We start from the raw sequence: 24,085 nt of genomic DNA on the forward strand, positions 1-24,085 counted from the left end.
CGGTGACTGGAATCCGGGCCGTAAGCGCTCTGGCGGCGCTTTGCGCTAACTGTACCACGGCGCCGCCGCGACGACGCCCCGACTCAGCTCACCTTGGCCCGGGTCCTCTCGCCGGGCGGACGATCGAAGAACAGCGGGCGTAACCGCACGCCAAGCATGTTGCCGGCGAAAGCCGCCACCAGCCACACCCAGCCATGCAGGCTGCCCGAAGCAATGCCGCTGAAGTAAGCGCCGATGTTGCAGCCGAAAGCCAGACGGGCGCCGTAGCCCAGCATCAGCCCGCCGAACACCGCCGCCATCACCGAACCGAGCGGAATGCGCAGGGTCGGCGCGAAGCGCCCCGCCAGGGTGGCGGCCAGCATGGCGCCGAGAATGATGCCCACGTTCATCACCGTGGTGATGTCGCTCCAGACGCTGGCCTGCAGCGCCGCGGCATTGTCGGGATTCTGCCAGTAGCCCCACTGGCTGACATCGCCGCCGAGGAATTCGAAGGCCTTGGCACCCCACAGGGCGAAGGCCGAGGTAATACCCCAGGGACGCCCGGCCAGCGCCAGAGTGGCGAAGTTGAGCAGCGCCAGTGCCACCGCGCCGAGCAGCAGGGGCCAGGGGCCGGTGAGCCAACGTTTCGCACGCAGGTCGGCCCGGGGCGCCTCCTCGAGCTGCCCATGGCGCCGTTTTTCCATCAAGACCGTGAGGGCAGCGATCGCGCCGAACAGGATCAGACTCACGGCGATACCGCCGCCGGCACCGAACGTATGAACCAAGGACATCGGCTGGAAGGCAGGCAGCGCCGTCCACCAGGCGAAGTGGGCGGTACCGATCAGCGAACCGACGATGAAGAAAAGCAATGTGATCACCATTCGCGCGTTGCCGCCGCCAGCGGTGAACAGCGTTCCCGAGGCACAGCCGCCGCCGAGCTGCATGCCGATGCCGAACAGGAACGCGCCCACCACCACTGAAACCCCGATCGGCGCAACGAAACCGGACACGCCCTGGCCCCATAGGTTGCCCGCTCCCAATGCGGGGAAGAACAGCACCACGGCGATGGCCAGCATCACCATCTGGGCGCGCAGGCCGCGTCCGCGGCGCTCGCCGATAAAGACCCGCCAGGCGGCGGTGAAGCCGAAGGCGGCATGATAGAGCGAGACCCCGAGCGCGGCACCGACGAGCATCAGCAGGCCCAGGCGAGTGCCGAAGGCGAGCCCCACGACCAGTGCCCCGGCCAGCATCGCCGCTCCCAGCAGTTGGGATACGCGACGAGGCCGCTGTGCATCGACTGCAGTCGCCATGTCAATTCCTCCTTCTGTCGATTCCTCCAGCGTGGCAAGCCCGACAGCCTTGCGCCAGGCAGCGCCATGAACGACTCAGGGCGCCCCTGGGCGCCCTGAGAAGTCGCTCTGTGTTGCTTATGCGAAGCGACCGAGCCCCACGGCCTGCCTCAGCCTGTCCATGAACGGAGCGGCTTCGGCGCGGGCTCGCTCGGCGCCTTTCAGCAACACGGATTCGATGTGCCCGGGGTCCTCCATCAGCGCCACGTAGCGCTCACGGGGCTCGCGCAGCTGTTCGTTGAGGTGTTCGAACAGGCGATTCTTGACCTCGCCCCAGCCGATGCCATTCGCGTATTCGCGACGCATCGCCTCGCGCTCCTCACGGTTGGCGAAGGCCGAGTAGATCTGGAACAGGGTGCAACCCTCCGGATCCTTGGGCTCACCGGGCTCCAGCGAGTTGGTCTTGATCTTGCGCACCAGCTTGAGCAGCTTCTTCTCGGAGACGAACAGCGGAATGGTGTTGTTGTAGCTCTTGGACATCTTGCGTCCGTCGAGACCGCCCAGCACCGCCACATCGTCATCCACCACCGCTTCGGGCAAGGTGAAGAACTCACCCTTATAGAGATGGTTGAAGCGCCCCCCCATGTCGCGGGCCATCTCGATGTGCTGGATCTGATCGCGACCTACCGGCACCTTGTTGGCGTTGAACATGAGAATGTCGGCGGCCATCAGCACCGGGTAGCCGAACAGCCCCATGGTGATGCCCTTGTCGGGATCCTGGTTGCCGGCGGCCTCGTTCTCGGCCACCGCCGCCTTGTAGGCGTGGGCGCGGTTCATCAAGCCCTTGGCGCAGACGCAGGAGAGCATCCAGGTCAGCTCGGGAATCTCGGGAATGTCCGACTGGCGATAGAAGATGGCGTTGTCGGTATCGAGCCCCAGCGCCAGCCAGGTGGCGGCGATCTCCAGGCGCGACTCCTGGACGCGCTTGGGATCCTGGCACTTGATCAGTGCATGCAGGTCGGCGAGGAAGTAGTAGGACTGCACGCTCGGATCCTGGCTCGCGGCAATGGCGGGCTTGATCGCTCCGACGTAGTTACCCAGGTGGGGCGTACCGGTGGTGGTGATGCCGGTGAGAACGCGGGTCTTCGGGGATGCTGCACTCATGGAAAGCGGACTCTGCTAGCGGAAATGCCCGCTATGGTAACGCGAGGGGGCAGTCAAGGCGACTTGCCCCCTCTTCAACCAAGCCCGGCCGTTACCTCACCAGGCTAGCGGGATCGACACTCTCCAGGCCGAAGGCCTCGGCCACGGCGCGGTAGGTGACCTGGCCGTCTTGGACGTTGAGCCCGGGCAGGAAATGCGCATTGTCGGCCAGCGCCCGCTTCCAGCCCTTGTCGGCCAGAGCGATGACGAACGGCATGGTGGCATTGGTCAGCGCCTGGGTCGAGGTACGCGCCACTGCGCCCGGCATGTTGGCCACACAGTAGTGGACGATGCCGTCGACGATGTAGGTCGGCTCGGCGTGGGTGGTCGGCTTGCTGGTTTCGAAGCAACCGCCCTGGTCGATGGCCACGTCCACCAGCACGCTGCCGGGCTTCATGTCGGCGAGCATGGCGCGGGTGATCAGCTTGGGCGCGGCGGCCCCGGGAATCAGCACGGCGCCGACGATCAGATCGCTCTCGCGCACCGCCTCGTCGATGGCATCGGCGGTGGAGAAGACGGTTTTCATGCGGCCCTGATAGCGGTCGTCGAGCACTTCGAGGCGCGGGATCGACTTGTCGAGAACGGTCACCTCGGCGCCCAGGCCCAGCGCCATGCGCGCGGCGTTCTCACCCACCACGCCGCCGCCGATCACGGCGACCTTGCCGGGGGCCACGCCGGGTACGCCGGGCAACAGCACGCCGGAGCCGCCCTGGGCCTTCTCCAGGCTGTGGGCGCCGGCCTGCACCGCCATGCGGCCGGCCACAGTGCTCATGGGGGCCAGCAGCGGCAGACCGCCCTGCCGATCGGTGACGGTTTCGTAGGCGATGCAGGTGGCCCCGCTCTCCATCAGGCCGCGGGTAAGCTTCTCCTCGGCCGCCAGGTGCAGGTAGGTGAACAGGGTTTGGCCACGGCTCAGGCGGGCCACCTCTTCCGACTGCGGTTCCTTGACCTTGAGGATCAGCTCGGCATCGCGCCAGAGGGTGTCCACGTTCGCCTCAATGCCGGCCCCGGCCGCCTCATAATCGGCATCCGAGAAGCCAGCGCCTTCACCGGCCCCGACCTGAACGGTGACCGAATGGCCGCGGGACACCAGCTCACGAGCCCCCGTGGGCGTCAGGGCGACGCGGTATTCGTGATTTTTGATTTCCTTCGGCACGGCGATCTTCATGAAGCACCTCCTGAGCGTTTACTGCACGTTGTTAGGTATACGACACGCGCATTACATCACAGGCAGTCAAAACATGAAGTACCGGAAACAAAGAACGGCAAAAACACACGAAACCGCTATTTGGATCAGAAAATCGTCATTCGAAGGAGAGGATTGCCGAAAAAATCCTCAGCATCACTCGGCAATGAGCGCACCGCCATAAACGGCCACGTACTCCTCGGGGAGCCGCCGCGGCCGGCCACTGGTGAGTTCGATACAGGCGAATCGGGTGCGCGCCCGAAGCAGGGTTCGATCGTCGGCGGAGCGCAGCAGCTGGAAGCGGCGGGTCAGGGTGAGGCGACCATCGCAGCCGACTATCCACGTGGCCAGCCTCAGCCGATCGCCATCGAAGGCGGGAGCCAGGTAGTCGAGCTCGTGGCGATGTACGGCCATGGCACGGTCCAGCTCGCGATAGCGGGCCAGATCGAGTCCCAGGCGTTCCGAGTGGGCCCAGCTCACCTGCTCGACCCAACGCAGGTACTCGGCGTTGTTGGCGTGGCCATACTCGTCGATGGACGAAGTGCCGACTTCGATCTCGATGACGAACGGGTCGGGCAGGTCCCACGCGTCGCGCATGTCACTCCTCCTTGTCGCTGCATTGCCAGCAAGCCTCGAAGACGCCCTCCAGCCACTCGCCACAGGATGGGCAGATCCACTCCGGGGCCTCGCTCCTGCCCGCCAAGGCATCGCGAATGATGGCATCGGCACGCTCGCGGTTGTGCGGCGCCACCCAGACCTCCGGCTCGCATTCACCCAGCGGCAGCTCACCCGCACCGCCGCCCAGCACCATGTTGCGCAGCTCCACGGGTATGTTCGCCGCTGCCAGCAGGTTGCGCACGTGACTGACCAGCAGCGCATTGGAGTGGGCGAAGACCCGAACGTAGCCGATCATCTCAATCCCTGAAAACCCTTACGCCCAGTGCCTTCAGGTAGGCGGTTTCGGGAATTGCCGGATGCACCGGGTGATCGGCCGCCTGATGCCCCTGGTAGAGCACCTGTCCGTGACGGTCCTGGTGACGCACCGCGCCGCGCACCACCTCCATCAGTCGCTCCGGCGCCAGATGCATGGAGCAGGAGGCGGACAGCAAAAGACCATCCCGACCCAGCAGGCGCATCGCCTCCCGGTTGAGCTTGGCATAGGCACGCTCGCCGTTGGGAATGTCTTTGCGCTTCTTGATGAAGGCCGGCGGATCGAGGATCACCACGTCGAACTGTTCGCCGTCGGCCTTGAGCGCCGTCAGCGCCTCGAAGGCATCGGCCTCGCCCACCGCCACCTGCTCGTGCAGGCCATTGAGCGCGGCGTTCTCGGCCACTCGCTCCAATGCCTGGCCGCTGGCGTCCACACACAGCACTTCCCGGGCGCCGTGAGCCGCCGCCTGCACGCCCCAGCCACCGATGTAACTGAACACGTCGAGCACCCGCTTGCCCGCGACCAGGCCATTGAGCCAGGCGCGGTTGGCGCGGTGATCGAAGAACCAGCCGGTCTTCTGCCCGTCGAGCACCGGCACGTGGAAGCGCACGCCGTTCTCTTCCATCGGCACGGGGCCGTCGAGTTCGCCCTTGGCCACGGTGACCAGGCGTTCGAGCTGCTCCTGGCGGCGGCCCGAGGAGTCGTTCTTGAACACGATGACCCGCGGCGTGAGCACCTTGTCCAACGCGGCCACCACCTCCTCGGCGAGGCGCTCCATGCCCAGCGTGTTGAGCTGCACCACCAGCACGTCGTCGAAACGGTCCACGATCAGCCCCGGCAGCAGGTCGCCCTCGCCGTGCACCAGCCGGTAGAACGGCTTGGCGTAGAGCCGCTGGCGCAGGGCCAGCGCCTGGTTGAAGCGGTGCACCAGCAGCGAACGGTCGAGGCGCATGGCCGGGTCGCGCGACACCACCCGGGCACAGATCAGCGAGTTGGGGTTGACGTAGGCCACCCCCATCGCCCTGCCGTTAGCGGCTTCGACGACCACCTGGCCGCCCGACTCGAGCCCCTTGAGCGGCGTGGCCTCGGTATCGACCTCGTTGGAGTAGAGCCACAGGTGACCGGCCTTGAGGCGGCGATCGGCGTTCTTCTTGAGGCGCAGGGTCTGGGTCATGGTTCATCTCGTTAAAATGAATACTAAGGAAGCGCTGAACAAATCGGCGAGCGAGATGAAGCGGCTAGGTTCGTTCCCCACGAACCAACGCACTTCCCACATCCATGTGGGTCGCAAGGCGCACGGAGCACAGAACCGAGCGAAGCGACAAACACCCGCAGGATGGCCCCGAAGGGGCGAGAAGCCGTAGGCTTCGAGTCTACCGGAGCATATGAGGTATATGTGAGGATTCCGACCCTGGCGCTCCAGCACCGCGCAACGCAGTGATTCGCGCGCGCAGCCATTTGTGCAGTGTTTCCCTAACGTTGGCAGGCGGGGCAAAAGACGCTGGCCCGCTGCCCCAGCGTCACCAGCCGCAGCTCTCCGTTGCAGCGTCGGCACCCTTGGCCGTGCCGGCCGTATACATTGAGGCGCTGCTTGAAGTAACCCGGCTCGCCGGTGCCGCCGACGAAGTCGCGCAGGGTGGTACCGCCCTGAGTGATGGCCGCGGCGAGCACCTCGCGCACCGCCATGGCCAGCCGCTCGTAACGCTCGAGGGAGATGCGTCCCGCCGGCCGGCGCGGGTCGATGCCGGCCAGGAACAGCGCCTCGCTGGCGTAGATGTTGCCCACGCCCACCACCACAGCGTTATCCATCAGGAACGGTTTCACGGCCATGCGGCGACCGCGTGAAAGGCGGTAGAGCCGCTCGCCGTCGAAGCTGTCGGAGAGCGGTTCCGGCCCGAGTCGGATGAGGCGCGGATCGACCTCGGCAGTGCCGGCCAGCCAGTCGACGAAGCCGAAGCGCCGCGGGTCGTGATAGCGCAGGATAGCCCCGTCGTCGAACACCAGGTCGATATGGTCGTGCTTCTTGGGCAGCTCGCCCAGACGGGCGATGCGCAGGCTGCCCGACATGCCCAGGTGCCAGATCAGGCTGGCTTCCGGCGTTCCGCAGGCGACGACCGGCAGCAGCAGGTACTTGGCGCGCCGCGAGAGGTTGCCGATGCGCGCGCCGACCAGGCGCTCGATGAAGTCATCCGGCACCGGCACGCGCAGGCGCGGCTGGCGCACGATCGCCTCGACGATCTCGCGTCCCTGGATGTGGGGTGCGATACCGCGACGGGTGGTCTCGACTTCGGGAAGCTCGGGCATGGTGCAATATCCGGGAACACATACGCCTGAACCCGGCCAGGAGACCGGGTTCAGGAGGACAGGTCTTGCTGCCTGCGGCAGAAGCCAGGAAGCGGCGTCACCCCGCCAGCGGAGGGTGGGGTCAACCGCTTACTTGATCTTGGCTTCCTTGTACATCACGTGCTTGCGGACGACCGGATCGAACTTCTTGAATTCGAGCTTGTCCGGAGTGTTCCGCTTGTTCTTGTCGGTGGTGTAGAAGTGGCCGGTACCGGCGCTGGACACCAGCTTGATCTTGTCACGCATGACTGCTTACTCCCTGATGATCGCTTAGACGGCTTCGCCGCGCTTGCGGATGTCGCCGAGCACCGCGTCGATGCCCTTCTTGTCGATGATGCGCATACCCTTGGAGGAGACACGCAGCTTGACGAAGCGGTTCTCGGACTCCACCCAGAAACGGTGGGTGTGCAGGTTCGGCAAGAAACGACGACGGGTCTTGCGCTGGGAGTGTGAAACGTTATTACCAGTCACCGGGCGCTTGCCGGTAACCTGACATACTTTGGACATGGGAGCCTCCAACCGCTTGGCCAGGTGGTCAAACCTGTGTGTTCAAAACCTGTCGGGCAAACCGGGAACGACCCCGTTGTCATTTGACCCAAGGGAATTCAAAGGCTGCACTTTATAGCAGAGTGCGCCCCGGCAGGCAATAGTAGGCGCGTATTCTACACGCCCTGCCCCCTGATGCCACGAGCTGATCGTCCCCATGCTGCCAACCAGCGAACCGAGCGAGCGAAGGCCCGGGCTAGGCCCATTCCCTACGGGCCAACGCACTTTCCGCATCCATGTGTGTCGCCAAGGTTCCACGACGCATGGCCGAGCGCTGCCGGTTCCGCTCTAAATCCAGCCTCGCTCGGCGAAGGACACCACTTCCCCGTCGCCGACCACGAAGTGATCCAGCACGCGGATCTCGAACAGCGCGAGCGCCTCGCGCAGCCGCTCGGTGATGCGCCGGTCGGCATCGCTGGGCTCGGCCACGCCCGAGGGATGGTTATGCGCGAAGATGATCGCCCCGGCCCCGACCTCCAACGCCCGGCGCGCCACTTCGCGGGGATAGACCGAGGCGCTGTCGAGGGTGCCGCGGAACAGTGACTCGAAGCGGATCACGCGGTGCTGGGTGTCGAGAAACAGCGCGGCGAACTCCTCGTGCCCGAGGTGACGCAGCTGCGTGGCCAGGTAGGCGCGGACCAGGGTCGGCGATGTCAGGGCGCTCCCGCGGGCGAGCTGGGCGGCCAGATGGCGCTTGGAGAGTTCGAGGGTCGCCTGCAGCTGCACGAACTTGGCCGTGCCCAGGCCGCGCTCGGCACAGAAGCGCGCCTGGTCGGCTTCGAGCAATTGGCGCAGGCCGCCGAAAGCCGTGAGCAGGTCGCGCGCGAGATCCACCGCCGAGCGCCCCGTTACGCCCACCCGCAGGAAGATGGCCAGCAGTTCCGCATCCGACAACGCCTCGGCGCCCAGTGCCAGCAGTTTCTCCCGCGGGCGCTCGCCCTCGGGCCAGTGACGAATCGACATCCTCTGTCTCCTTGCTACGCTTCCTGGGTGAAATGAAGTCAGCCATTGTAACCGACCCATACGAAGTGCTGCGGCTGCGCAACTTCAACGGCGATGGTAAGGTAGAAGGTCGGGTTTCCAGCTCAGGAATTCGCCATGACAACGCTTTCCGCCACCCGCCTCGCCGGTCGGCGCATCCTGCTCGGCATCAGCGCCGGCATAGCGGCTTACAAGAGCGCTCAGCTCGCGCGGCTACTCAAGCAGGCCGGCTGCGAGGTGCGCGTCGTCATGACCGAGGGCGCCCAGGCCTTCATCACGCCGCTGACACTGCAGGCACTGACCGGTGAGCCGGTGCGTACTTCGCTGCTCGACCCCGAGGCCGAAGCCGGCATGGGTCACATCGAACTGGCGCGCTGGGCCGAGACGATCCTGATCGCCCCGGCGACCGCCGACCTGATGGCACGCCTCGCCCAGGGCATGGCCGACGACCTGCTCACGACCCTGTGCCTGGCCAGCGACGCCGAGCGGCTGATGGCACCGGCCATGAATCAGGCCATGTGGCGCCATCCCGCTACACGGCGCAATGCGGCCCGCCTGCTGCACGACGGCTGGCGCCTGCTGGGGCCCGACAGCGGCGACCAGGCCTGCGGCGACGTGGGACCGGGCCGCATGCTCGAGCCCGAGGCGATCATGGCCGAACTCATCCGGCCGTCCGCCGAGGCAGCGCACGGCCAGGCTGCTCCGGCTCAGGATGCGCCAACCCAAGATGCTCCGGCCCAGGGTCTGCATATCGTGATCACCGCCGGCCCCACTCGGGAGCCCCTCGATCCGGTGCGCTACCTTTCCAATCACAGCTCGGGAAAGATGGGCTTCGCCCTGGCGGCGGCGGCAGCCGAACTCGGCGCCCGCGTCAGCCTGATCAGCGGCCCGGTGAGCCTGCCGACACCGGAAGGCGTGGCGCGCATCGACGTGGAAACGGCACTGCAGATGCACGAGGCGAGCCGCCGGCTGGTCGGCGGCTGCGATATCTTCGTCGGCTGCGCCGCGGTGGCCGACTATCGCGCGGAGGCTCTGGCCGAGCACAAGATCAAGAAGGTCGAGGGCGAAGACGCCCTGACGCTGAGACTGGTAAAGAATCCGGATATCATTGCCGATATCGCCAATGAGCGGGACGCGGCGGGAGGGCGCCCCTTCGTGGTGGGCTTCGCCGCGGAAACCCGCGATTTGGAGGCCTACGCTCGCGACAAGCTCTCGCGCAAGCGCCTGGACATGATTGTCGCCAACGACGTTTCCAGCGCCGGGCTGGGGTTCGGCGCCGATGACAACGCCGCCTTGCTGCTGTGGCGCGATGGCGAGGGCGAGGGGGGCGAGAGCTTGCCGCCTCAGCCCAAGACTCAGCTGGCCAGGGCGGTGATCGAACGCGCGCTCGGCTGCCTGTCGGTCCGCCCGGTTCACTGAACGCCGCATTCCGAACGAAGCATCGAACGCAACGGAGTCCCGATGTCCGACACGACACCAAGCCCGCAATCCGCTCGGCCTCGCCTGGAGGTCAAGCTGCTCGACGAGAGACTGCGCGACTATCTGCCCCGCTATGCCACCCTCGGTTCCGCAGGCATGGATCTGCGGGCGCTGCTCGACGAGCCGCTGACCCTCGAGCCCGGCCAGTGCGAACTGGTCCGCACGGGTCTCGCCGTGCATATCGGCGACCCCGGCCTGGCCGGCCTGATCCTGCCGCGCTCGGGGCTCGGTCATAAGCATGGCATCGTGCTGGGCAACCTGGTCGGGTTGATCGACTCCGATTACCAGGGTGAGCTGATGATCTCGACCTGGAACCGCGGCAACGCCCCGTTCGTGCTGGAGCCGTTCGAACGTCTCGCCCAGTATGTCCTGGTGCCGGTGGTCCAGGCCGAGCTCGACGTCGTCGACCGCTTCGAAGCCAGCCTGCGTGGCGAAGGCGGTTTCGGCAGCTCGGGCCGCCACTGACGATCGACCCAGCGAATGCCGGCCGCACCAAGGATCGAAACCGGCCGCATCGCATCGCAACCTGGTCGCATTGACATTCATCCCACCTGACAAGGAAACGTTATGAGCCAAGCCCAGAACATCACCGTCCCCGCCTCCATCTTCCGCGCCTACGACATACGCGGCATCGTCGACGACACGCTGACCGAAGCGACCGTCGAGCAGATCGGCCGCGCTATCGGCTCGGAGGCCGCCGCCCGCGGCGAGTCCACGGTCGTCGTGGCTCGCGACGGCCGCCTCTCCGGCCCTCGACTCAGCGAGGCCCTGATTCGTGGTCTGACCGCCGCCGGACGCGACGTGATCGACATCGGCATGGTGCCGACTCCGGTGCTCTATTTCGCCACCCACGTGCTCGAGGGCACCGCCTCGGGGGTCATGGTCACCGGCAGCCACAACCCACCCGACTACAACGGCTTCAAGATCGTGCTCGGCGGCGAGACGCTCTCCGGAGAGGCGATCACCGCGCTCTATCGACGCATCGAGGCCGGCGACCTCGCCGAGGGCCAGGGCAGCGTGCGTCACGAGGACGTGCGCGACGCCTATCTCGAGCGCATCGTCGGTGACGTCAAGCTGGAGCGGCCGATCAAGGCAGTGGTCGACTGCGGCAACGGCGTGGCGGGCGAACTCGGTCCCAAGCTGATCGAGAGGCTCGGCGCCGAGACCGTACCGCTGTTCGCCGAGATCGACGGCAACTTTCCCAACCACCATCCGGACCCGGGCAAGGTGGAAAACCTGCAGGACGTGATGCGAGCAGTGAAGGAGACCGGCGCCGACATCGGCCTGGCCTTCGACGGCGACGGCGACCGCCTGGGCGTGGTCACGCCGAGCGGCAAGCTGATCTACCCGGACCACCTGCTGATGGCCTTCGCCGAGGACATGCTGTCGCGCAATCCCGGCGCGCGGGTGATCTTCGACGTCAAGTGCACCGGCAACCTGGCGCAGGTGGTCGAGGAAGCCGGCGGCACGCCGGAGATGTGGCGTACCGGCCACTCGCTGATCAAGGCGCGCATGAAGGAGACCGGGGCTCAGCTTGCCGGCGAGATGAGCGGTCACATCTTCTTCCAGGAACGCTGGTACGGCTTCGACGACGGCCTCTACGGCGCCGCCCGGCTGCTCGAGATCCTCTCCAAGCAGGACGACGATGCCGACACCTTCTTCGCCCGCTATCCGCAGGATATCGGCACGCCTGAAATCAATGTGCACGTGACCGACGAGAACAAGTTCGAGCTGGTCGGCAAGCTGGCCCGAGAGGGCGACTTCGGCGACGATGGCGTCAAGACCACCCTCGACGGGATCCGTGTCGATTATGCCGACGGCTGGGGCCTGTGCCGCGCCTCCAACACCACGCCGGTGCTGGTGCTGCGCTTCGAGGGCAAGAGCGACGAGGCCTTAGCGCGGATCCGCCAACGTTTCGCCGACGCTCTCAAGCAGGTAGACCCGGCGCTGACGCTGCCGAACTGACGGCAGCGTTTCCGTATCCTAAAGGAAGGACCATGACCGAAACGACTCGTGACCCGCGGCTAGTAGTGGAAGTGCTTTCCGAAGCGCTTCCCTACATCCAGCGCTTCTCCGGCAAGACCGTCGTCGTCAAGTACGGCGGCAACGCCATGACCGAGGACACCCTGATCGACTCCTTCGCCCGCAACATGGTGCTGATGAAGGAGGTGGGGATCAATCCGGTGGTCGTGCACGGCGGCGGTCCGCAGATCGGCGATCTGCTGGCCAAGCTCAGGATCGAGTCGCGCTTCGTCAACGGCATGCGGGTTACCGATTCGCAGACCATGGACGTGGTGGAGATGGTGCTCGGTGGGCTGGTCAACAAGGGCATCGTCAACCTGATCAACCAGTGCGGCGGCAAGGCGATCGGCCTCACCGGCAAGGACGGCGCCCAGATTCGCGCGCGCCAGCTCAAGGTGGCGCACAAGACGCCCGAGATGACCGCCCCCGAGATCATCGATATCGGTCATGTGGGCGAGGTCGAACACATCTCCACCGATCTGATCGAGATGCTCGCCGAGCGCGACTTCATCCCGGTGATCGCGCCGATCGGCGTCGACGCCCGAGGCCACAGCTACAACATCAATGCCGACCTGGTCGCCGGCAAGATGGCCGAGGCGCTCGGTGCCGAAAAGCTGATGCTACTGACCAACGTGGCCGGCCTGATGAACGCCGAGGGCGAAGTGCTCACCGGGCTCACCACCGCGCAGGTGGACGCACTGATCGACGACGGCACCATCCACGGCGGTATGCTGCCAAAGATCCGCTGCGCGCTGGAGGCGGTCAAGGGCGGCGTGAAGAGCGCCCACATCATCGACGGGCGGGTGCCCCATGCCACGCTCCTGGAAATTTTCACCAACGCCGGCGTCGGCACTCTGATCACCGACGCCGAGCAGGAAGGGAACGAAAGCGCCTGAGGCCAATCACCTCGGCCTTCTCACTATAACCAGAAGACAAACATCGACATGACGCAGGCAACGCAATCGACCAGCCGGCGCGAGCAGATCCTCCAAGCGCTCGCCCTGATGCTGGAGGAGGACAGCGGTAAACGCATCACCATCGCGGCCCTGGCACGCCAGGTGGGCGTTTCCGAAGCCGCCCTCTACCGCCATTTCCCCAGCAAGGCCCGCATGTTCGAAGGGCTCATCGAGTTCATCGAGGAGACGCTGTTCGAGCGCATCAAGCGCATCCTCGACGAGGTCCCCGAGGCCGTGCCGCGCTGCGGCCAGATCCTCACGCTGCTGCTGGCCTTCGCCGAGAAGAACCCCGGGCTCTCGCGCCTGCTCGAAGGCGACGTACTGACCGGCGAAACCGCCCGGCTACGGCTGCGCATCCACCAGCTCTTCGAGCGCCTGGAGACGCAGCTCAAGCAGATCCTGCGCGAGGCGGAGCTGCGTGAGCGACGGCGCACCGTGCTGACGGTATCGGCCACGGCCAACCTGCTGATGGCCCACGCCGAGGGTTGCATCTCGCAATACGTGCGCAGCGACTTCCAGCGCCGCCCCACCGAGCATTGGGACGATCAGTGGGCGCTGCTCTCGGCGCAGCTCATGCGCGAGCCTGCCACGCAGACCGCCTGAGCCTCGCTCCAGACGCACAAAGCCCCGGCCAAGGCCGGGGCTTTGTCGTTACGGCTGGCTCGCCGTTCACGCGGCCAGGGTGTCACCCAATTGCTGTCGGATCTTCTTCATCGCATTCTTCTCGAGCTGACGAATGCGCTCGGCGGAAACGCCGTAGACATCAGCCAGTTCGTGCAGGGTGGCCTTGTCGTCGGCCAGCCAGCGACGCTGCAGGATATCGCGCGAGCGATCGTCCAACGCTTCCAGTGCCAACTGCAGACGGCGACTGGCGTCATCCTCCCAGTCGCTGTCCTCGAGCTGCACAGCGGGATCCGCCTCGGCGTCGTCCAGGTAGTGGACCGGCGCCTGGTAGACGGTGTCCTCGTCCTCGCCCGGCGAGACATCGAAGCCGGCGTCGTGGGCCGCCAGGCGGCCTTCCATTTCGCGAACCACCTCGGGCTTGACGTCGAGGTCGCGGGCGATGGCATCGACCTCGTCGTTATTGAGCCAGGCCAGGCGCTTCTTGGCGCTGCGCAGGTTGAAGAACAGCTTGCGCTGGGCCTTGGTGGTGGCGATCTTCACGATCCGCCAGTTGCGCAGCACGAACTCGTGGATCTCGGCCTTGATCCAGTGTACGGCGAAGGAGACCAGGCGCACGCCCTGGTTAGGATCGAAGCGCTTGACGGCCTTCATCAGGCCCACGTTGCCTTCCTGAATCAGGTCGGCCTGGGGCAGGCCGTAACCGGAGTAACTGCGCGCGATATGTACGACGAAGCGTAGATGAGACAACACCAGACGACGCGCCGCCTCCAGATCACCCTCGTCGTGAAGGCGGAAGGCGAGCTCGCGCTCTTCCTCGGCGGTCAGCATGGGAATGCCGTTGACCGCCTGGATATACCCGTTGAGGTCATGCCCTGGAGAGAGTTGACCCACCGGCAGAAGACTGGTGCTCATTGCAGGTTGTCTCCCTTGTAAACCTGTTGTGCCATTCACAACCGCCTGATTAGACGGACGCTATCGAAAAACGTTCACTGCCTGGCGGAACCATCGTGGCAAAGGTCCGCTGGTGGCGCCAGTGCGACGACACCCTGGCGACGGGATGACGCAGTGGCGGCGCGAGCGGATTTCCGCTCTCTATCGCGGCCGAATCTCCGCGAGGTGCCGGCTTACGGCGATCCAGGCACCCAGCCAGCCCAATAGTGTACTGCACAATAACAGCATTGCCGAGCCCTCCGGGCCCAGTCGAGGCAAGGAGAAAGTGGCGCCGTAGCTGGCGGCCAGGGCGCTGACCGGCACCGTCAGCCATTGGTTGCCGAGCCCCAGCAGCCCCCAGGCGAGCAGGCCGCCACCGAGCCCGTACCAGGCACCGCTGTAGAGGAAGGGGCGGCGTACGAAGGCATGGGTGGCACCGATCAGCATCACCACCTCGATCTCCTGGCGGCGACTTTCTACTGCCAGGCGTATGGTATTGCCCACGATCAGCAGCACGCCCAGGCCGAACAGTATCCCCAGCGCCAGCGCCAGGCGGCTGCCCAGTTCGGCCAGGTGTCGCAGCCGTTCGAGCCAAGCCAGGTCGAGACGCACCTCGTCGACGCCGGCCAGCGCCTCGAGTTCGCCTGCCAGCTCACGCACCGCCTCGGGGGCCGGGTCGCTCGGCACCACCACGATGCTGGCCGGCAGTGGATTGTCCTCGAGCCGCTCAAGGGCGTCGTCCAGCCCCAGCGCCTGCTGAAACTCCGCCATGCCCTCGGCAGCCGAGATCAGCCGGATACTGCCCACGCCTTCCTGGGCGGCCACGGCCTCGCCGATACGCTCGGCCTGGGCCTCGTCCACGTGCGGTTCCAGGTAGGCGGTCAGGGTCGCGCTCTCGTCCAGTTCGGCATCGAGCAGGCGGGCGCTGTCCAGTGCCAGCCACAGCGCCGCCGGTAGCACCAAGGCGATGGCGATGGCCAGCATGGTCAGGAGACTGCCGATGGGCCGGCGCAGCAGCCGGCGGGCGCTATCCAGCACCATGGCGCGATGATGGCGAAGCCAGCCGCGAAAACGACTCGAGGAACGGGTGCGCTGGCTGCGGGCGCCGCGTGGCGGCGCGGGCGGCTGGCGACTCATGCGGCCTCCTCGTCGGCCACCAGACGCCCGTCCCGCAGGCGCAGCACGCGATGGCGCAGCCGCGCGATCAGCGCCAGGTCGTGGCTGGCGATCATCACCGTGGTACCGATGCGATTGAAATCCTCGAACAGCGCCATGATGTCGGCCGAGAGCTGCGGGTCGAGATTGCCGGTGGGCTCGTCGGCGAGCAGTAGTGAAGGCTTGTTGACCACCGCCCGGGCGATGCCCACGCGCTGCTGTTCACCGCCCGAGAGCTCGATCGGCAACGCCTTCTCGCGATGCAGCAGGCCGACCTTGTCGAGCGCCGCCCGCACCCGGCGCGCAGCCTCGCGCGGCTCGACGCCGCGAATCTCCAGCGGCAGCGCCACGTTGTGGTAGATGGAGCGATCCAGCAGCAGTTGGTGATCCTGGAACACCACACCGATCTGACGCCGGTAGAACGGCACCTGGCTAGGATGCAGACGGCCGATGTCGTGTCCGGCCACCAGCACGCGCCCGCGGGTCGGCCGCTCGAGCAGCATGATCAGGCGTAGCAGCGAGCTCTTGCCGGCCCCCGAATGTCCGGTGAGAAAGACCATCTCGCCACGCCGCACGCGAAAGTCGATGTTGGCCAGCGCCTCGAAGCGCCCGCCGTATCGCTTCCCCACATGCTCGAACGCGATCATGACGAGGCGGCATCGCGCTCGTCGCCCTGATCGAAGAGGGCATCGACGAAATCGCGGGCCGCAAAGGGCCGCAGGTCATCCAGTCCCTCGCCCACCCCGATGAAGCGTATCGGGGTGCCGAGCTGCTTGGCCAGAGCGAAGATGATGCCGCCCTTGGCGGTACCGTCGAGCTTGGTCAGGGTGATGCCGGTCACCGTCACCGCCTCGTTGAAAGTATTGGCCTGGGCCAGCGCGTTCTGGCCGGTGCCGGCATCCAGCACCAGCATCACCTCGTGAGGCGCGCTGGCGTCGAGCTTGCCCATCACCCGGTGGACCTTCTTGAGCTCTTCCATCAGGTGGCCCTTGTTGTGCAGCCTGCCGGCGGTGTCGGCGATCAGCACGTCGACGCCCCGCGCCTTGGCCGCGGCCACCGCGTCGTAGACCACCGAGGCGCTGTCGGCGCCGGTGTGCTGGGCAATCACCGGCACCTTGTTGCGCTCTCCCCAGACCTTGAGCTGCTCCACGGCCGCGGCGCGGAACGTGTCGCCCGCCGCCAGCATCACGCTACGCCCCTCGCGCTGGAAGCGTTGAGTCAGCTTGCCGATGGTGGTGGTCTTGCCGACACCGTTGACCCCCACGACCAGTATCACAAAGGGTCCTTCGCCCTTGGGCGGCAGCTCCAGCGGCTTGGCCACCGCATCGAGCATGATGGCGAGTTCGTCCTGCAGTGCGCGATAGAGCGCCTGAGGCTCCTTGAGCTCCTTGCGCGAGACGCGTGCGGTGAGCCGCTCGATGATCTCCGTGGTCGCCTCGATGCCTACGTCGGCCATCAACAGCTGGGTCTCGAGATCCTCGATCAGCTCGTCGTCGATCTGCTTCTTGCCGAGGAAGAGTCCGGAAATCCCCTCGGTGAGGTTGGCTCGGGTCTTGCCCAGGCCCGAGCGGATGCGCGCGAACCAGCCCTTCTTCTCGGCGACGGGTTTTTCCTGCGGCGGCGTGCGCTCCGGTACGGGTTCCACCGTCTCGGGCGCGGTGTCCGCTTCGGGCTCGGGCTCGGCCTCGGGGGCCAGCGCCTCTTTGCGCAGCGCGGCGTTCTCCTCCTCGTCGCTCAGCTCGTCAACCGCCTCGGTGCGCTCGCGCTCCTCCCCCGCGGCCGGACCGGCCATGGCGGCCTCCCCCGGCTGCGACTCCTCGTCGAGATCGGGCTCGGCCGGGGCCGGCTCGTGCGAGGGCCTTTCGCGGCTCCCGTCCGACGGAGTCGTGTCGGCTTCGGGCGGCGGCGATTCCCGCTCCGCCTCCTGTCGCTCCGGCGAGCGTTCTTCCTCTCGCTCCTGCCGTTCCTGCTGTTCCTGCTGTTTCTTGCGCTTGAAAAAACCGAACATGGGGGGATTCAGCCTCACGGGTGAATGATCGTCACATCCTAACACTGCGCACCATGACTGTGGACAAGGCGACAGGTACAATTCGGCCGCATGACCCGTCGCCGCTCTTCCTCACGTTCCCGACAACGCCCCGCCTCCCGCTCCACTCAGGGAAGCGGCCGCCTGCGCATCATCGGCGGCGAGTTTCGTCGTCGATTGCTGCCGGTGCTCGACAGCCCCGGCCTGCGCCCCACGCCGGATCGGGTACGCGAGACGCTGTTCAATTGGCTGGCCGCAGCCACGCCGGGCGCCCGGGTGTTGGACCTGTTCGCCGGCACCGGTGCATTGGGGCTGGAGGCGCTCTCGCGCGGCGCCGCCGGGGCCCACTTCGTCGAGCGCGATGGCCACGTCGCCAGGGCATTGATCGAGAACCTGCAGACGCTGGGCGCCAGCGAGCGCGCCCGGGTCGACATCGCCGATGCCCTCGCTTTCCTGGCGGCCGGTCCCGGTAACGATGAAGACGTCACTCTGGCCTTCCTCGATCCGCCTTTCCGCCAGAACCTGGCCGAGCCCTGCTGCGCTCGGCTGGAGCAGGGCTGGCTCGCCGACGACGCCTTCATTTATCTGGAAACCGAATCCGAGCTGGCTCCATGTGTGCCCCCTACCTGGTCGCTGCACCGCGAGGTACGTGCCGGCGACAGCACCGGAAGGCTGTACCGCCGGCTCGCGCCCTGACGAAACCCGCGTCGCCGCTCGGCGACGCTTGCCGTGCCGCCGCCCCCGGCGTTACGCTGCGCGACGGGTAATTCGGCGGGCAGGGGCCCGCCCCGGCAGGACGTATTTCAGGAGAAAAGGATGAGCACCGAACTCTTCAACCGGCTCGAGCAGAAAGTCACCAGCGCCGTCGAGGCCCTGGAACTGCTGAAAATGGAAGCCGAGGAGCTGCGCGAGGAAAACAGCCGCCTGAAGCAGGAGCGCGAGGACTGGGAGCGTCGCCTCACCGAACTGCTGGGCAAGTTCGACGAAGTGGACGCCGGTAGCCGCTGACGCCCGATTCGCCTGCAGCCTTAACCGCCTCGCCTCAGCCCACTGCCTTCAGGGTCGGCGCGACATCAGGATGGCATCCTCCCGCTTCGCGCCGGCATCGCCCCCACCCGATACGGGCCCCAGGGGCGGGTAGTAACCGCGACGTCGTCCGTCCTCGTCGAAACCACAGCGCCGATAGAGCGCGATGGCCGCTGCGTTGCCCGCCCGGACCTCGAGCAGCAATCGCTCGCTGTCCCAGCGCCGCGCCTGCACCCTGACCGCTTCCAGTAGCTGCACCCCCAGGCCATGCCGACGCATGGCCGACGCCACCAGCACGGCCTGCAGTTCGGCCTCGAAGGGTAGACGCATCAGGATGGCATGGCCGACCAGGGCATCCTCATGCTCGGCTCCCAGCACGCAGCAGTCGGCCGCCGCCAGGGCGACCTCAAGCTGGCCGATCGACCATGGATGCGGTTGCTCGTGCTCCAGCGCCACCAGACGTGACAGATCGGCGACGCCCAGGCGACGTATCGCCGCCTCAACCATCGGCACCCGCCTCGGCGTCACGCGACCAGGCCTGCGCCCACCCCCTCAGCACAGGCCACAGCGAGCGCTTGGCGTCGGCGCTACGGGCCAGCTCGTCGAGCCCTGGCCCTTGCCAGCCCGGCAGCGCAAGCGCCTCGCAATAGTCCCGCTCGATCGCCAGCACCCGCTCGACGGTTTCCTCATGGCCGAAGATCAGCACCCGCTCGGGCGCCCAGCCCCGACGACGCGCCCCATCGATATAGGCATGCAAGCCTTCCCGTGCCTCCTCGAGCGGCGAACTCACCGACGGCGCCTCTATCAGTGGCCAGCGAAAGGTCTCGAAGACGGGGAGCCGGCCCGGGACGATGCCCACCGCCTGCAGCGCATTGCCGAGCAACTGGAGCTGAGTGGCATCGGGCGGCGACGTTGCCGGAACGACGAGCAGCCAGCGGTCGCCAAGACACGCCACTTGCAGCGCGAAGCGCAGCGGTTCCTGAGGCGCTATTGCCTCGTCCGCGACGCCGTTCGCGTTGTCCGGGGATTCGGCGACCTCGCCCTTGGGCTCCCCACCCAGCAATTGGCGTGCGCGCCCGGGCGCGGCCGGGCGCGGCGTTTCAGGAACGACCGGATCGGGAGCGGGCTGGCGTGCCGACGCCGCCTCGGCCTCGTCCAGCAGGGCGTGCAGGCGTTCGGCCGGCGGCTTGGAGGCGGGTCGTTCCGGCAGCTCCCACTCGCAGGCGTCGGTCGGGCGGGCGTGGGGCAGCCGGTAGCGCGCCACCCAAGCCGTCAATCCCATCGCCTCAAGGTACTGCAGGCGCTGCGGCTGGGTGGTCACGTGCTGGCGCCACGACAGTTGGGGGAGTCGGGCCGGCCTTCGCCTCGTGCGGCCCACTCCTGGGGTGTATAGAGATGCAGCGCCAGGGCGTGCACCGGCCCGGAGAGTTCATCGGCGAGCAGCGCATAGAGGCGCTGATGGCGTTTCACCGGCATCAAGCCCTGGAAGTGCTCGGACACCACGGTGACCTTGAAATGGGTTTCGGAGTTGGGCGGCACGGCATGTCGGTGGCTCTCGTTCTCCACCGCGACGAAGCTGGGGTCGAGGGCCTGCAGCTTCTCTTCAATGACGGCCTGGATGCTCATGTGGGCTCCTCGAGGATGGATGTGGGGCCATTGTACTCCTTTGCCCGACCGGTTGCTCCGGCCCTTGGCCAGACGCGTACTGACGGCATTGCTGGGCGGCACCGGCCAACGGCATCCGCGCCAGGCTGGCCGCGAGCGACAGCAAGCAAGCCAGGCAGCCCACCCAAAGCGTCGCCTGCACGGGCGCACTGACGGCAAGAAATACGCCCACCAGCGCCACACCGAGCGACTGCCCCACGGTGCGAGTGGTGCTCATGACCCCCGAAGCGCTGGTGCTGAGCTCGCGTGGTGCGCTGGTCATTATCTCGCGATTGTTGGGCGGCTGAAACAGCCCGAACCCGACGCCGCACAGCGCGGTGCGCCACAGGCTGTCGGCGAGTCCGGCCTCGGCCGGCAGCAGCGCCAGGGAAGCCAGTCCCAGCATCAGCATCACCAGGCCGAGGCTTGCCAGGATGCTGGGATTGACGCGATCCGCCAGGCGGCCGGCGACGGGGCCGACCAACATGATGGCGAGCGGCCAGGGCGTGAACAGCCAGGCGGTGTGCAGCGGCGAGAATCCCATCTCCTGCTGGTACAGGAACGACAGCGCGACGAAGGCGAGCCCCTGCCCCACGAATGCGAGCCCCGAGGCGGACACCGCGAGACGGAAGCGCGGCTCGAGAAACAGCCGCGGCGGCAGCAGCGGGTGGCTGGCCCGCCGCTGTCGGCGCAGAAACAGATAGCCCGCGACCAGGCTCAGCGCCAGCCAGGCCAGCGATTGCAAGAGCGGTGCGCCGTGCCCAAGGGTGTCCATCGCCAGGAAGAAGCTGCCCAGCATGATCACCGAGCCCAGCGCCCCGCGCCCGTCGAAGCCTCCGCGCCGCCCCATTTCGCGGGGCAGCGCGCGCCAGGCCAGCGCCAGCGCACACAGCCCCAACGGCAGGTGGAGGGCGAACAGCCACGGCCAGCTCACTACCGACAGCAGCAACCCGCCCAACGCCGGGCCGGCGGCGTAGCCGCCCGCCACCACCAGGGCGCTGAGCCCCAGCGCGCTGCCCAGCAGCCGCGTCGGGAAGATCGAGCGATAGAGCGACGGGCCGATGGAAAGCGTTGCCGCGGCCCCCAGCCCCTGTAGCGCGCGGAAAACCAACAGCAGCTCCAGGCTTCGAGACAGAGCGGCACCCAGCGACGCCAGCACGAACAGCGCCAAGCCCGCCACGTAGAGGCGTCGTCGGCTGACCATCTCGCTGAACGAGGCGCATACCAGCAGGAAGGCGGCGCAGACGATCTGAAAAAGATTGGTGACCCACACCGCGCGGGCGCCGGAAATTTCGAGATCGCGGGCGATCGACGGCAGCGCGATATTGATCATGGTGGTGTCCACCACGGCCATCAGGGTACCGAGGATCAGCGCCAGTACCGCCAGGCGCCGCTCGGGTCCCGGCAGGCCGTCATCGCCGGGCCGGGTCGAAAAGAGTCGACTCATCCTAATTCCATCACTGCGAGGTTCGTAACGAGAAAACCGGCCGCAGCCGGTTCTCGAAGATCAATGAGAGGAGCGAATCAGTCCTGATCCGTCTCCAGCAGCAGCGAGTCGTCGACTTCGGAAATCTCGAGCGCCGTCTCGTCGTCCAGGTCGATCGCCAGGTAGCTGTGCTCGACCTGCAGGAAGCGCTGGAACAGGGCCCAGTCCAAGGCTTCGGGCCACTGACGCTCGTCCTCCTCCCAGGCACGCAGCTCAGTCTCGAGGATCTCGAGGTAGCGCTCGCGCACGAAGGCCTCGAGCGCCTCCGGGGTATCCATCTCAGGGATGAGATAGACGGTACTCTCGCGTTCGACGTCGTCCAGGGTGAGGTCATCGTCTCCCACCGTGGGTTCCAGGGCATTGATCCAATCCACGAAGTGTCGGGTCGGCCTGACGCTCAGGGCGGAGCGGTTGAGCAGTTTCATCGCGGTCTCCTCGACGTCGAAACGGTGATCATTATGGGCGCTACCTCCGCCGCTTACCAATACTTCCGCCCATCGGCACAGCGCAGCCCCGGGCTGATCCGGGGGAAGGCCTTCGCTTAGCCACCGCACGTAGCGGAAGGAGGCGAGCAAAGGCCAGGCTAGGCGCTCAGGTTTCGCCCTTTCCCCTTAGCAACAACCCCTGGCCGAAGCGCAGCCCTTCATTCCCCTTCAGGGCGCATGGCCGGGAACAGCAATACATCCCGGATCGAAGCGCTGTCGGTGAACAGCATGACGAGGCGGTCGATGCCGATGCCCTCACCCGCGGTGGGCGGTAGGCCGTACTCCAGTGCGCGCACGTAGTCAGCGTCGTAGTACATTGCCTCCAGGTCGCCGGCCTCCTTCTCGGCCGCCTGGGCGCGGAAGCGCTCGGCCTGATCCTCGGCGTCGTTGAGCTCGGAGAAGCCGTTGGCGATCTCGCGGCCGCCGACGAAGAACTCGAAGCGCTCGGTGACGAACGGGTCGCGGTCGTTGCGCCGCGCCAACGGACTCACCTCGGTGGGGTAGTCGGTAATGAAGGTCGGGTCCTTCAGGCGGTGCTCGACGGTCTTCTCGAAGATCTCGATCTGGATCTTGCCCAAGCCCCAGCCATCCTTGACGTCGATATCCAGCCGCTCGGCGATCTGGCGAGCCGCCGCCTCGTCGGCCAGGGCGTCGGCGTGGATGTCCGGGTTGTACTCGAGGATCGAGTCGAACACGCTGATGCGCTTGAGCGGCCTGCCGAAATCGTACTCGTAGGTCTCGAGGATCTCGCCTTCGGCGTTGCGTACGGTGTTGACCACCGTGGTGGTGCCCAGCACCTGCCGGGCGATGCTGCGCAGCATCTCTTCGGTGAGGTCCATCAGGTCGTGATGGTTGGCATGGGCCTGATAGAACTCGACCATGGTGAATTCGGGGTTGTGGCGCGTCGAGAGGCCTTCGTTGCGGAAGTTGCGGTTGATCTCGAAGACCTTCTCGAAGCCGCCCACCACCAGGCGCTTGAGGTAGAGCTCCGGCGCGATGCGCAGGTACATGTCGATGTCCAGCGCATTATGGTGAGTGACGAAGGGCCGCGCCGTGGCACCGCCGGGAATCGGCTGCAGCATGGGGGTCTCCACCTCCATGAAGCCACGCTCCTCGAAGAAGCGGCGCATGGCGCTGATTACCCCGGCGCGGGTCTCGAACACCCGGCGCGAATCGGGGTTCATGATCAGGTCGACGTAGCGCTGGCGATAGCGCGCCTCCATGTCGGTCAGTCCGTGGAACTTGTCCGGCAACGGGCGCAGGCTCTTGGTCAGGAGCTTGGCCTCCTCCATCATCACGTACAGGTCGCCCTTGCCCGACTTGTGCACCGGGCCGCGGCCGGCCACGATATCACCGATGTCCCAGCCCTTGATGTCCTCCAGCACCTCTTCCGGCAGCCCCTTCTTGTCGACGTAGAACTGGATCAGGCCCGAGGGGTCCTGAATCACCAGGAAGGGGCCGCGCTTGCGCATGATGCGCCCGGCCACCGCCGCCCGGCGATTCAGCGACTCCAGCTCGGCCTTGTCCTTGTCACCCAGTTCGGCGTTCAGTTCCGCCGCGAGACTGTCACGGCGAAAGTCGTTGGGAAAGGCGCTGCCGCCGATCTCGGCGGCACGCTCACGTCGTGCCGCCAGCTTGGCGCGACGCTCGGCGATGAGGCGGTTCTCGTCGGTCTGGGGGCTATCCGGGGAAGAGCTCTGGTTGGCCATGTCGTTACCTGTAAAGAATTCGCTATGGGCGGCGAGCCACGAGCGCAGGCGAACTGGCTACCGCTCGCGGCCCGTGGCTCGCAGC

At 66.5% G+C, this 24,085-nt stretch carries 27 protein-coding genes; 7 read left to right on the forward strand and 20 right to left on the reverse strand.

What is annotated here, in order from left to right; all coding sequences use genetic code 11:
* Positions 1–83 precede the first annotated feature (83 nt).
* The 10 genes from CYJ07_RS16425 to radC form a co-directional block, all read right to left on the reverse strand.
* Positions 84–1,289 (reverse strand): YeeE/YedE family protein, encoded by a 1,206-nt coding sequence (locus CYJ07_RS16425; RefSeq protein WP_104204801.1) that lies wholly within the window; start codon positions 1,287–1,289, stop codon positions 84–86.
* A 117-nt stretch (positions 1,290–1,406) separates the two neighbouring features.
* Positions 1,407–2,432 (reverse strand): tryptophan--tRNA ligase, encoded by a 1,026-nt coding sequence (locus CYJ07_RS16430; protein WP_104204802.1) that lies wholly within the window; start codon positions 2,430–2,432, stop codon positions 1,407–1,409.
* Positions 2,433–2,523: 91 nt separating this feature from the next.
* Positions 2,524–3,639 carry an alanine dehydrogenase gene (gene ald, locus CYJ07_RS16435; protein WP_104204803.1) on the reverse strand — a complete coding sequence of 372 codons (1,116 nt, stop codon included), beginning with the start codon at positions 3,637–3,639 and terminating at the stop codon, positions 2,524–2,526.
* A 174-nt stretch (positions 3,640–3,813) separates the two neighbouring features.
* Positions 3,814–4,254: an acyl-CoA thioesterase gene (locus CYJ07_RS16440; protein WP_104204804.1), complete on the reverse strand. Its 441-nt coding sequence runs from the start codon at positions 4,252–4,254 to the stop codon at positions 3,814–3,816.
* 1 nt (position 4,255) lies between these two features.
* Complete coding sequence (locus tag CYJ07_RS16445; protein ID WP_104204805.1) at positions 4,256–4,570, reverse strand: putative signal transducing protein; 315 nt, start codon at positions 4,568–4,570, stop codon at positions 4,256–4,258.
* 1 nt (position 4,571) lies between these two features.
* On the reverse strand, positions 4,572–5,762 hold the full coding sequence (locus tag CYJ07_RS16450; RefSeq protein ID WP_104204806.1) for a class I SAM-dependent rRNA methyltransferase: 1,191 nt from the start codon (positions 5,760–5,762) through the stop codon (positions 4,572–4,574).
* A 299-nt stretch (positions 5,763–6,061) separates the two neighbouring features.
* Positions 6,062–6,892, reverse strand: coding sequence for a bifunctional DNA-formamidopyrimidine glycosylase/DNA-(apurinic or apyrimidinic site) lyase (gene mutM / locus CYJ07_RS16455; RefSeq protein ID WP_104204807.1), 831 nt, complete (start codon positions 6,890–6,892; stop codon positions 6,062–6,064).
* 129 nt (positions 6,893–7,021) lie between these two features.
* Positions 7,022–7,177, reverse strand: coding sequence for a 50S ribosomal protein L33 (rpmG, locus tag CYJ07_RS16460; RefSeq protein WP_086509014.1), 156 nt, complete (start codon positions 7,175–7,177; stop codon positions 7,022–7,024).
* Positions 7,178–7,201: 24 nt separating this feature from the next.
* A complete protein-coding gene (gene rpmB / locus CYJ07_RS16465) occupies positions 7,202–7,438 on the reverse strand; it encodes a 50S ribosomal protein L28 (RefSeq protein WP_104204808.1) in 237 nt (78 codons plus the stop codon).
* 327 nt (positions 7,439–7,765) lie between these two features.
* Positions 7,766–8,440 carry a RadC family protein gene (gene radC / locus CYJ07_RS16470; protein WP_104204809.1) on the reverse strand — a complete coding sequence of 225 codons (675 nt, stop codon included), beginning with the start codon at positions 8,438–8,440 and terminating at the stop codon, positions 7,766–7,768.
* A 135-nt stretch (positions 8,441–8,575) separates the two neighbouring features.
* Between radC and coaBC the strand changes: the two genes are divergently transcribed.
* From coaBC to slmA, 5 genes are all read left to right on the forward strand, one after another.
* Positions 8,576–9,877: a bifunctional phosphopantothenoylcysteine decarboxylase/phosphopantothenate--cysteine ligase CoaBC gene (coaBC, locus tag CYJ07_RS16475; protein ID WP_104204810.1), complete on the forward strand. Its 1,302-nt coding sequence runs from the start codon at positions 8,576–8,578 to the stop codon at positions 9,875–9,877.
* A gap of 42 nt (positions 9,878–9,919) precedes the next feature.
* Positions 9,920–10,402, forward strand: coding sequence for a dUTP diphosphatase (gene dut / locus CYJ07_RS16480; RefSeq protein WP_104204811.1), 483 nt, complete (start codon positions 9,920–9,922; stop codon positions 10,400–10,402).
* A gap of 102 nt (positions 10,403–10,504) precedes the next feature.
* Positions 10,505–11,902 (forward strand): phosphomannomutase/phosphoglucomutase, encoded by a 1,398-nt coding sequence (locus tag CYJ07_RS16485; RefSeq protein ID WP_104204812.1) that lies wholly within the window; start codon positions 10,505–10,507, stop codon positions 11,900–11,902.
* Between the two features lie 32 nt (positions 11,903–11,934).
* On the forward strand, positions 11,935–12,855 hold the full coding sequence (gene argB, locus CYJ07_RS16490) for an acetylglutamate kinase (protein ID WP_104204813.1): 921 nt from the start codon (positions 11,935–11,937) through the stop codon (positions 12,853–12,855).
* A 48-nt stretch (positions 12,856–12,903) separates the two neighbouring features.
* Positions 12,904–13,518, forward strand: a complete 615-nt coding sequence (gene slmA, locus CYJ07_RS16495) for a nucleoid occlusion factor SlmA (RefSeq protein WP_104204814.1) — start codon at positions 12,904–12,906, stop codon at positions 13,516–13,518.
* 66 nt (positions 13,519–13,584) lie between these two features.
* Here the strand turns inward: slmA and rpoH are convergent, their stop codons facing one another.
* The 4 genes from rpoH to ftsY all read right to left on the reverse strand — a co-directional run bounded on the left by rpoH (position 13,585) and on the right by ftsY (position 17,632).
* Positions 13,585–14,451, reverse strand: a complete 867-nt coding sequence (gene rpoH / locus CYJ07_RS16500) for an RNA polymerase sigma factor RpoH (RefSeq protein ID WP_104204815.1) — start codon at positions 14,449–14,451, stop codon at positions 13,585–13,587.
* Between the two features lie 180 nt (positions 14,452–14,631).
* The gene (ftsX, locus tag CYJ07_RS16505; RefSeq protein ID WP_104204816.1) at positions 14,632–15,606 is read right to left on the reverse strand and encodes a permease-like cell division protein FtsX; all 975 of its coding nucleotides are present in this window, start codon (positions 15,604–15,606) and stop codon (positions 14,632–14,634) included.
* Positions 15,603–16,271 carry a cell division ATP-binding protein FtsE gene (gene ftsE / locus CYJ07_RS16510; protein ID WP_104204817.1) on the reverse strand — a complete coding sequence of 223 codons (669 nt, stop codon included), beginning with the start codon at positions 16,269–16,271 and terminating at the stop codon, positions 15,603–15,605. The genes ftsX and ftsE overlap by 4 nt, the downstream gene beginning before the upstream one ends.
* Positions 16,268–17,632 (reverse strand): signal recognition particle-docking protein FtsY, encoded by a 1,365-nt coding sequence (gene ftsY / locus CYJ07_RS16515; RefSeq protein ID WP_104204818.1) that lies wholly within the window; start codon positions 17,630–17,632, stop codon positions 16,268–16,270. Before ftsY ends, ftsE begins: the two co-directional genes overlap by 4 nt.
* 90 nt (positions 17,633–17,722) lie before the next feature.
* On the opposite strand from ftsY, the gene rsmD reads away from it, so the two are divergent.
* Positions 17,723–18,346, forward strand: coding sequence for a 16S rRNA (guanine(966)-N(2))-methyltransferase RsmD (rsmD, locus tag CYJ07_RS16520; RefSeq protein WP_104204819.1), 624 nt, complete (start codon positions 17,723–17,725; stop codon positions 18,344–18,346).
* A 120-nt stretch (positions 18,347–18,466) separates the two neighbouring features.
* Positions 18,467–18,658, forward strand: coding sequence for a cell division protein ZapB (locus tag CYJ07_RS16525; protein WP_104204820.1), 192 nt, complete (start codon positions 18,467–18,469; stop codon positions 18,656–18,658).
* Between the two features lie 48 nt (positions 18,659–18,706).
* On the opposite strand, the gene CYJ07_RS16530 is transcribed toward CYJ07_RS16525, so the two are convergent.
* The 6 genes from CYJ07_RS16530 to lysS form a co-directional block, all read right to left on the reverse strand.
* Positions 18,707–19,183, reverse strand: a complete 477-nt coding sequence (locus CYJ07_RS16530; RefSeq protein ID WP_104204821.1) for a GNAT family N-acetyltransferase — start codon at positions 19,181–19,183, stop codon at positions 18,707–18,709.
* Positions 19,176–19,997, reverse strand: a complete 822-nt coding sequence (locus CYJ07_RS16535) for a hypothetical protein (protein WP_231489667.1) — start codon at positions 19,995–19,997, stop codon at positions 19,176–19,178. Before CYJ07_RS16535 ends, CYJ07_RS16530 begins: the two co-directional genes overlap by 8 nt.
* Positions 19,994–20,302 (reverse strand): BolA family protein, encoded by a 309-nt coding sequence (locus CYJ07_RS16540; RefSeq protein ID WP_104204822.1) that lies wholly within the window; start codon positions 20,300–20,302, stop codon positions 19,994–19,996. The genes CYJ07_RS16535 and CYJ07_RS16540 overlap by 4 nt, the downstream gene beginning before the upstream one ends.
* Complete coding sequence (locus CYJ07_RS16545) at positions 20,280–21,767, reverse strand: MFS transporter (RefSeq protein ID WP_104204823.1); 1,488 nt, start codon at positions 21,765–21,767, stop codon at positions 20,280–20,282. Before CYJ07_RS16545 ends, CYJ07_RS16540 begins: the two co-directional genes overlap by 23 nt.
* A gap of 77 nt (positions 21,768–21,844) precedes the next feature.
* A complete protein-coding gene (locus CYJ07_RS16550) occupies positions 21,845–22,231 on the reverse strand; it encodes a hypothetical protein (protein WP_104204824.1) in 387 nt (128 codons plus the stop codon).
* 218 nt (positions 22,232–22,449) lie between these two features.
* Positions 22,450–24,000, reverse strand: coding sequence for a lysine--tRNA ligase (gene lysS / locus CYJ07_RS16555; protein ID WP_104204825.1), 1,551 nt, complete (start codon positions 23,998–24,000; stop codon positions 22,450–22,452).
* Between the last annotated feature and the right edge of the window lie 85 nt (positions 24,001–24,085).

Source organism: Billgrantia saliphila, assembly GCF_002930105.1.
GTDB classification, from domain to species: domain Bacteria; phylum Pseudomonadota; class Gammaproteobacteria; order Pseudomonadales; family Halomonadaceae; genus Halomonas; species Halomonas saliphila.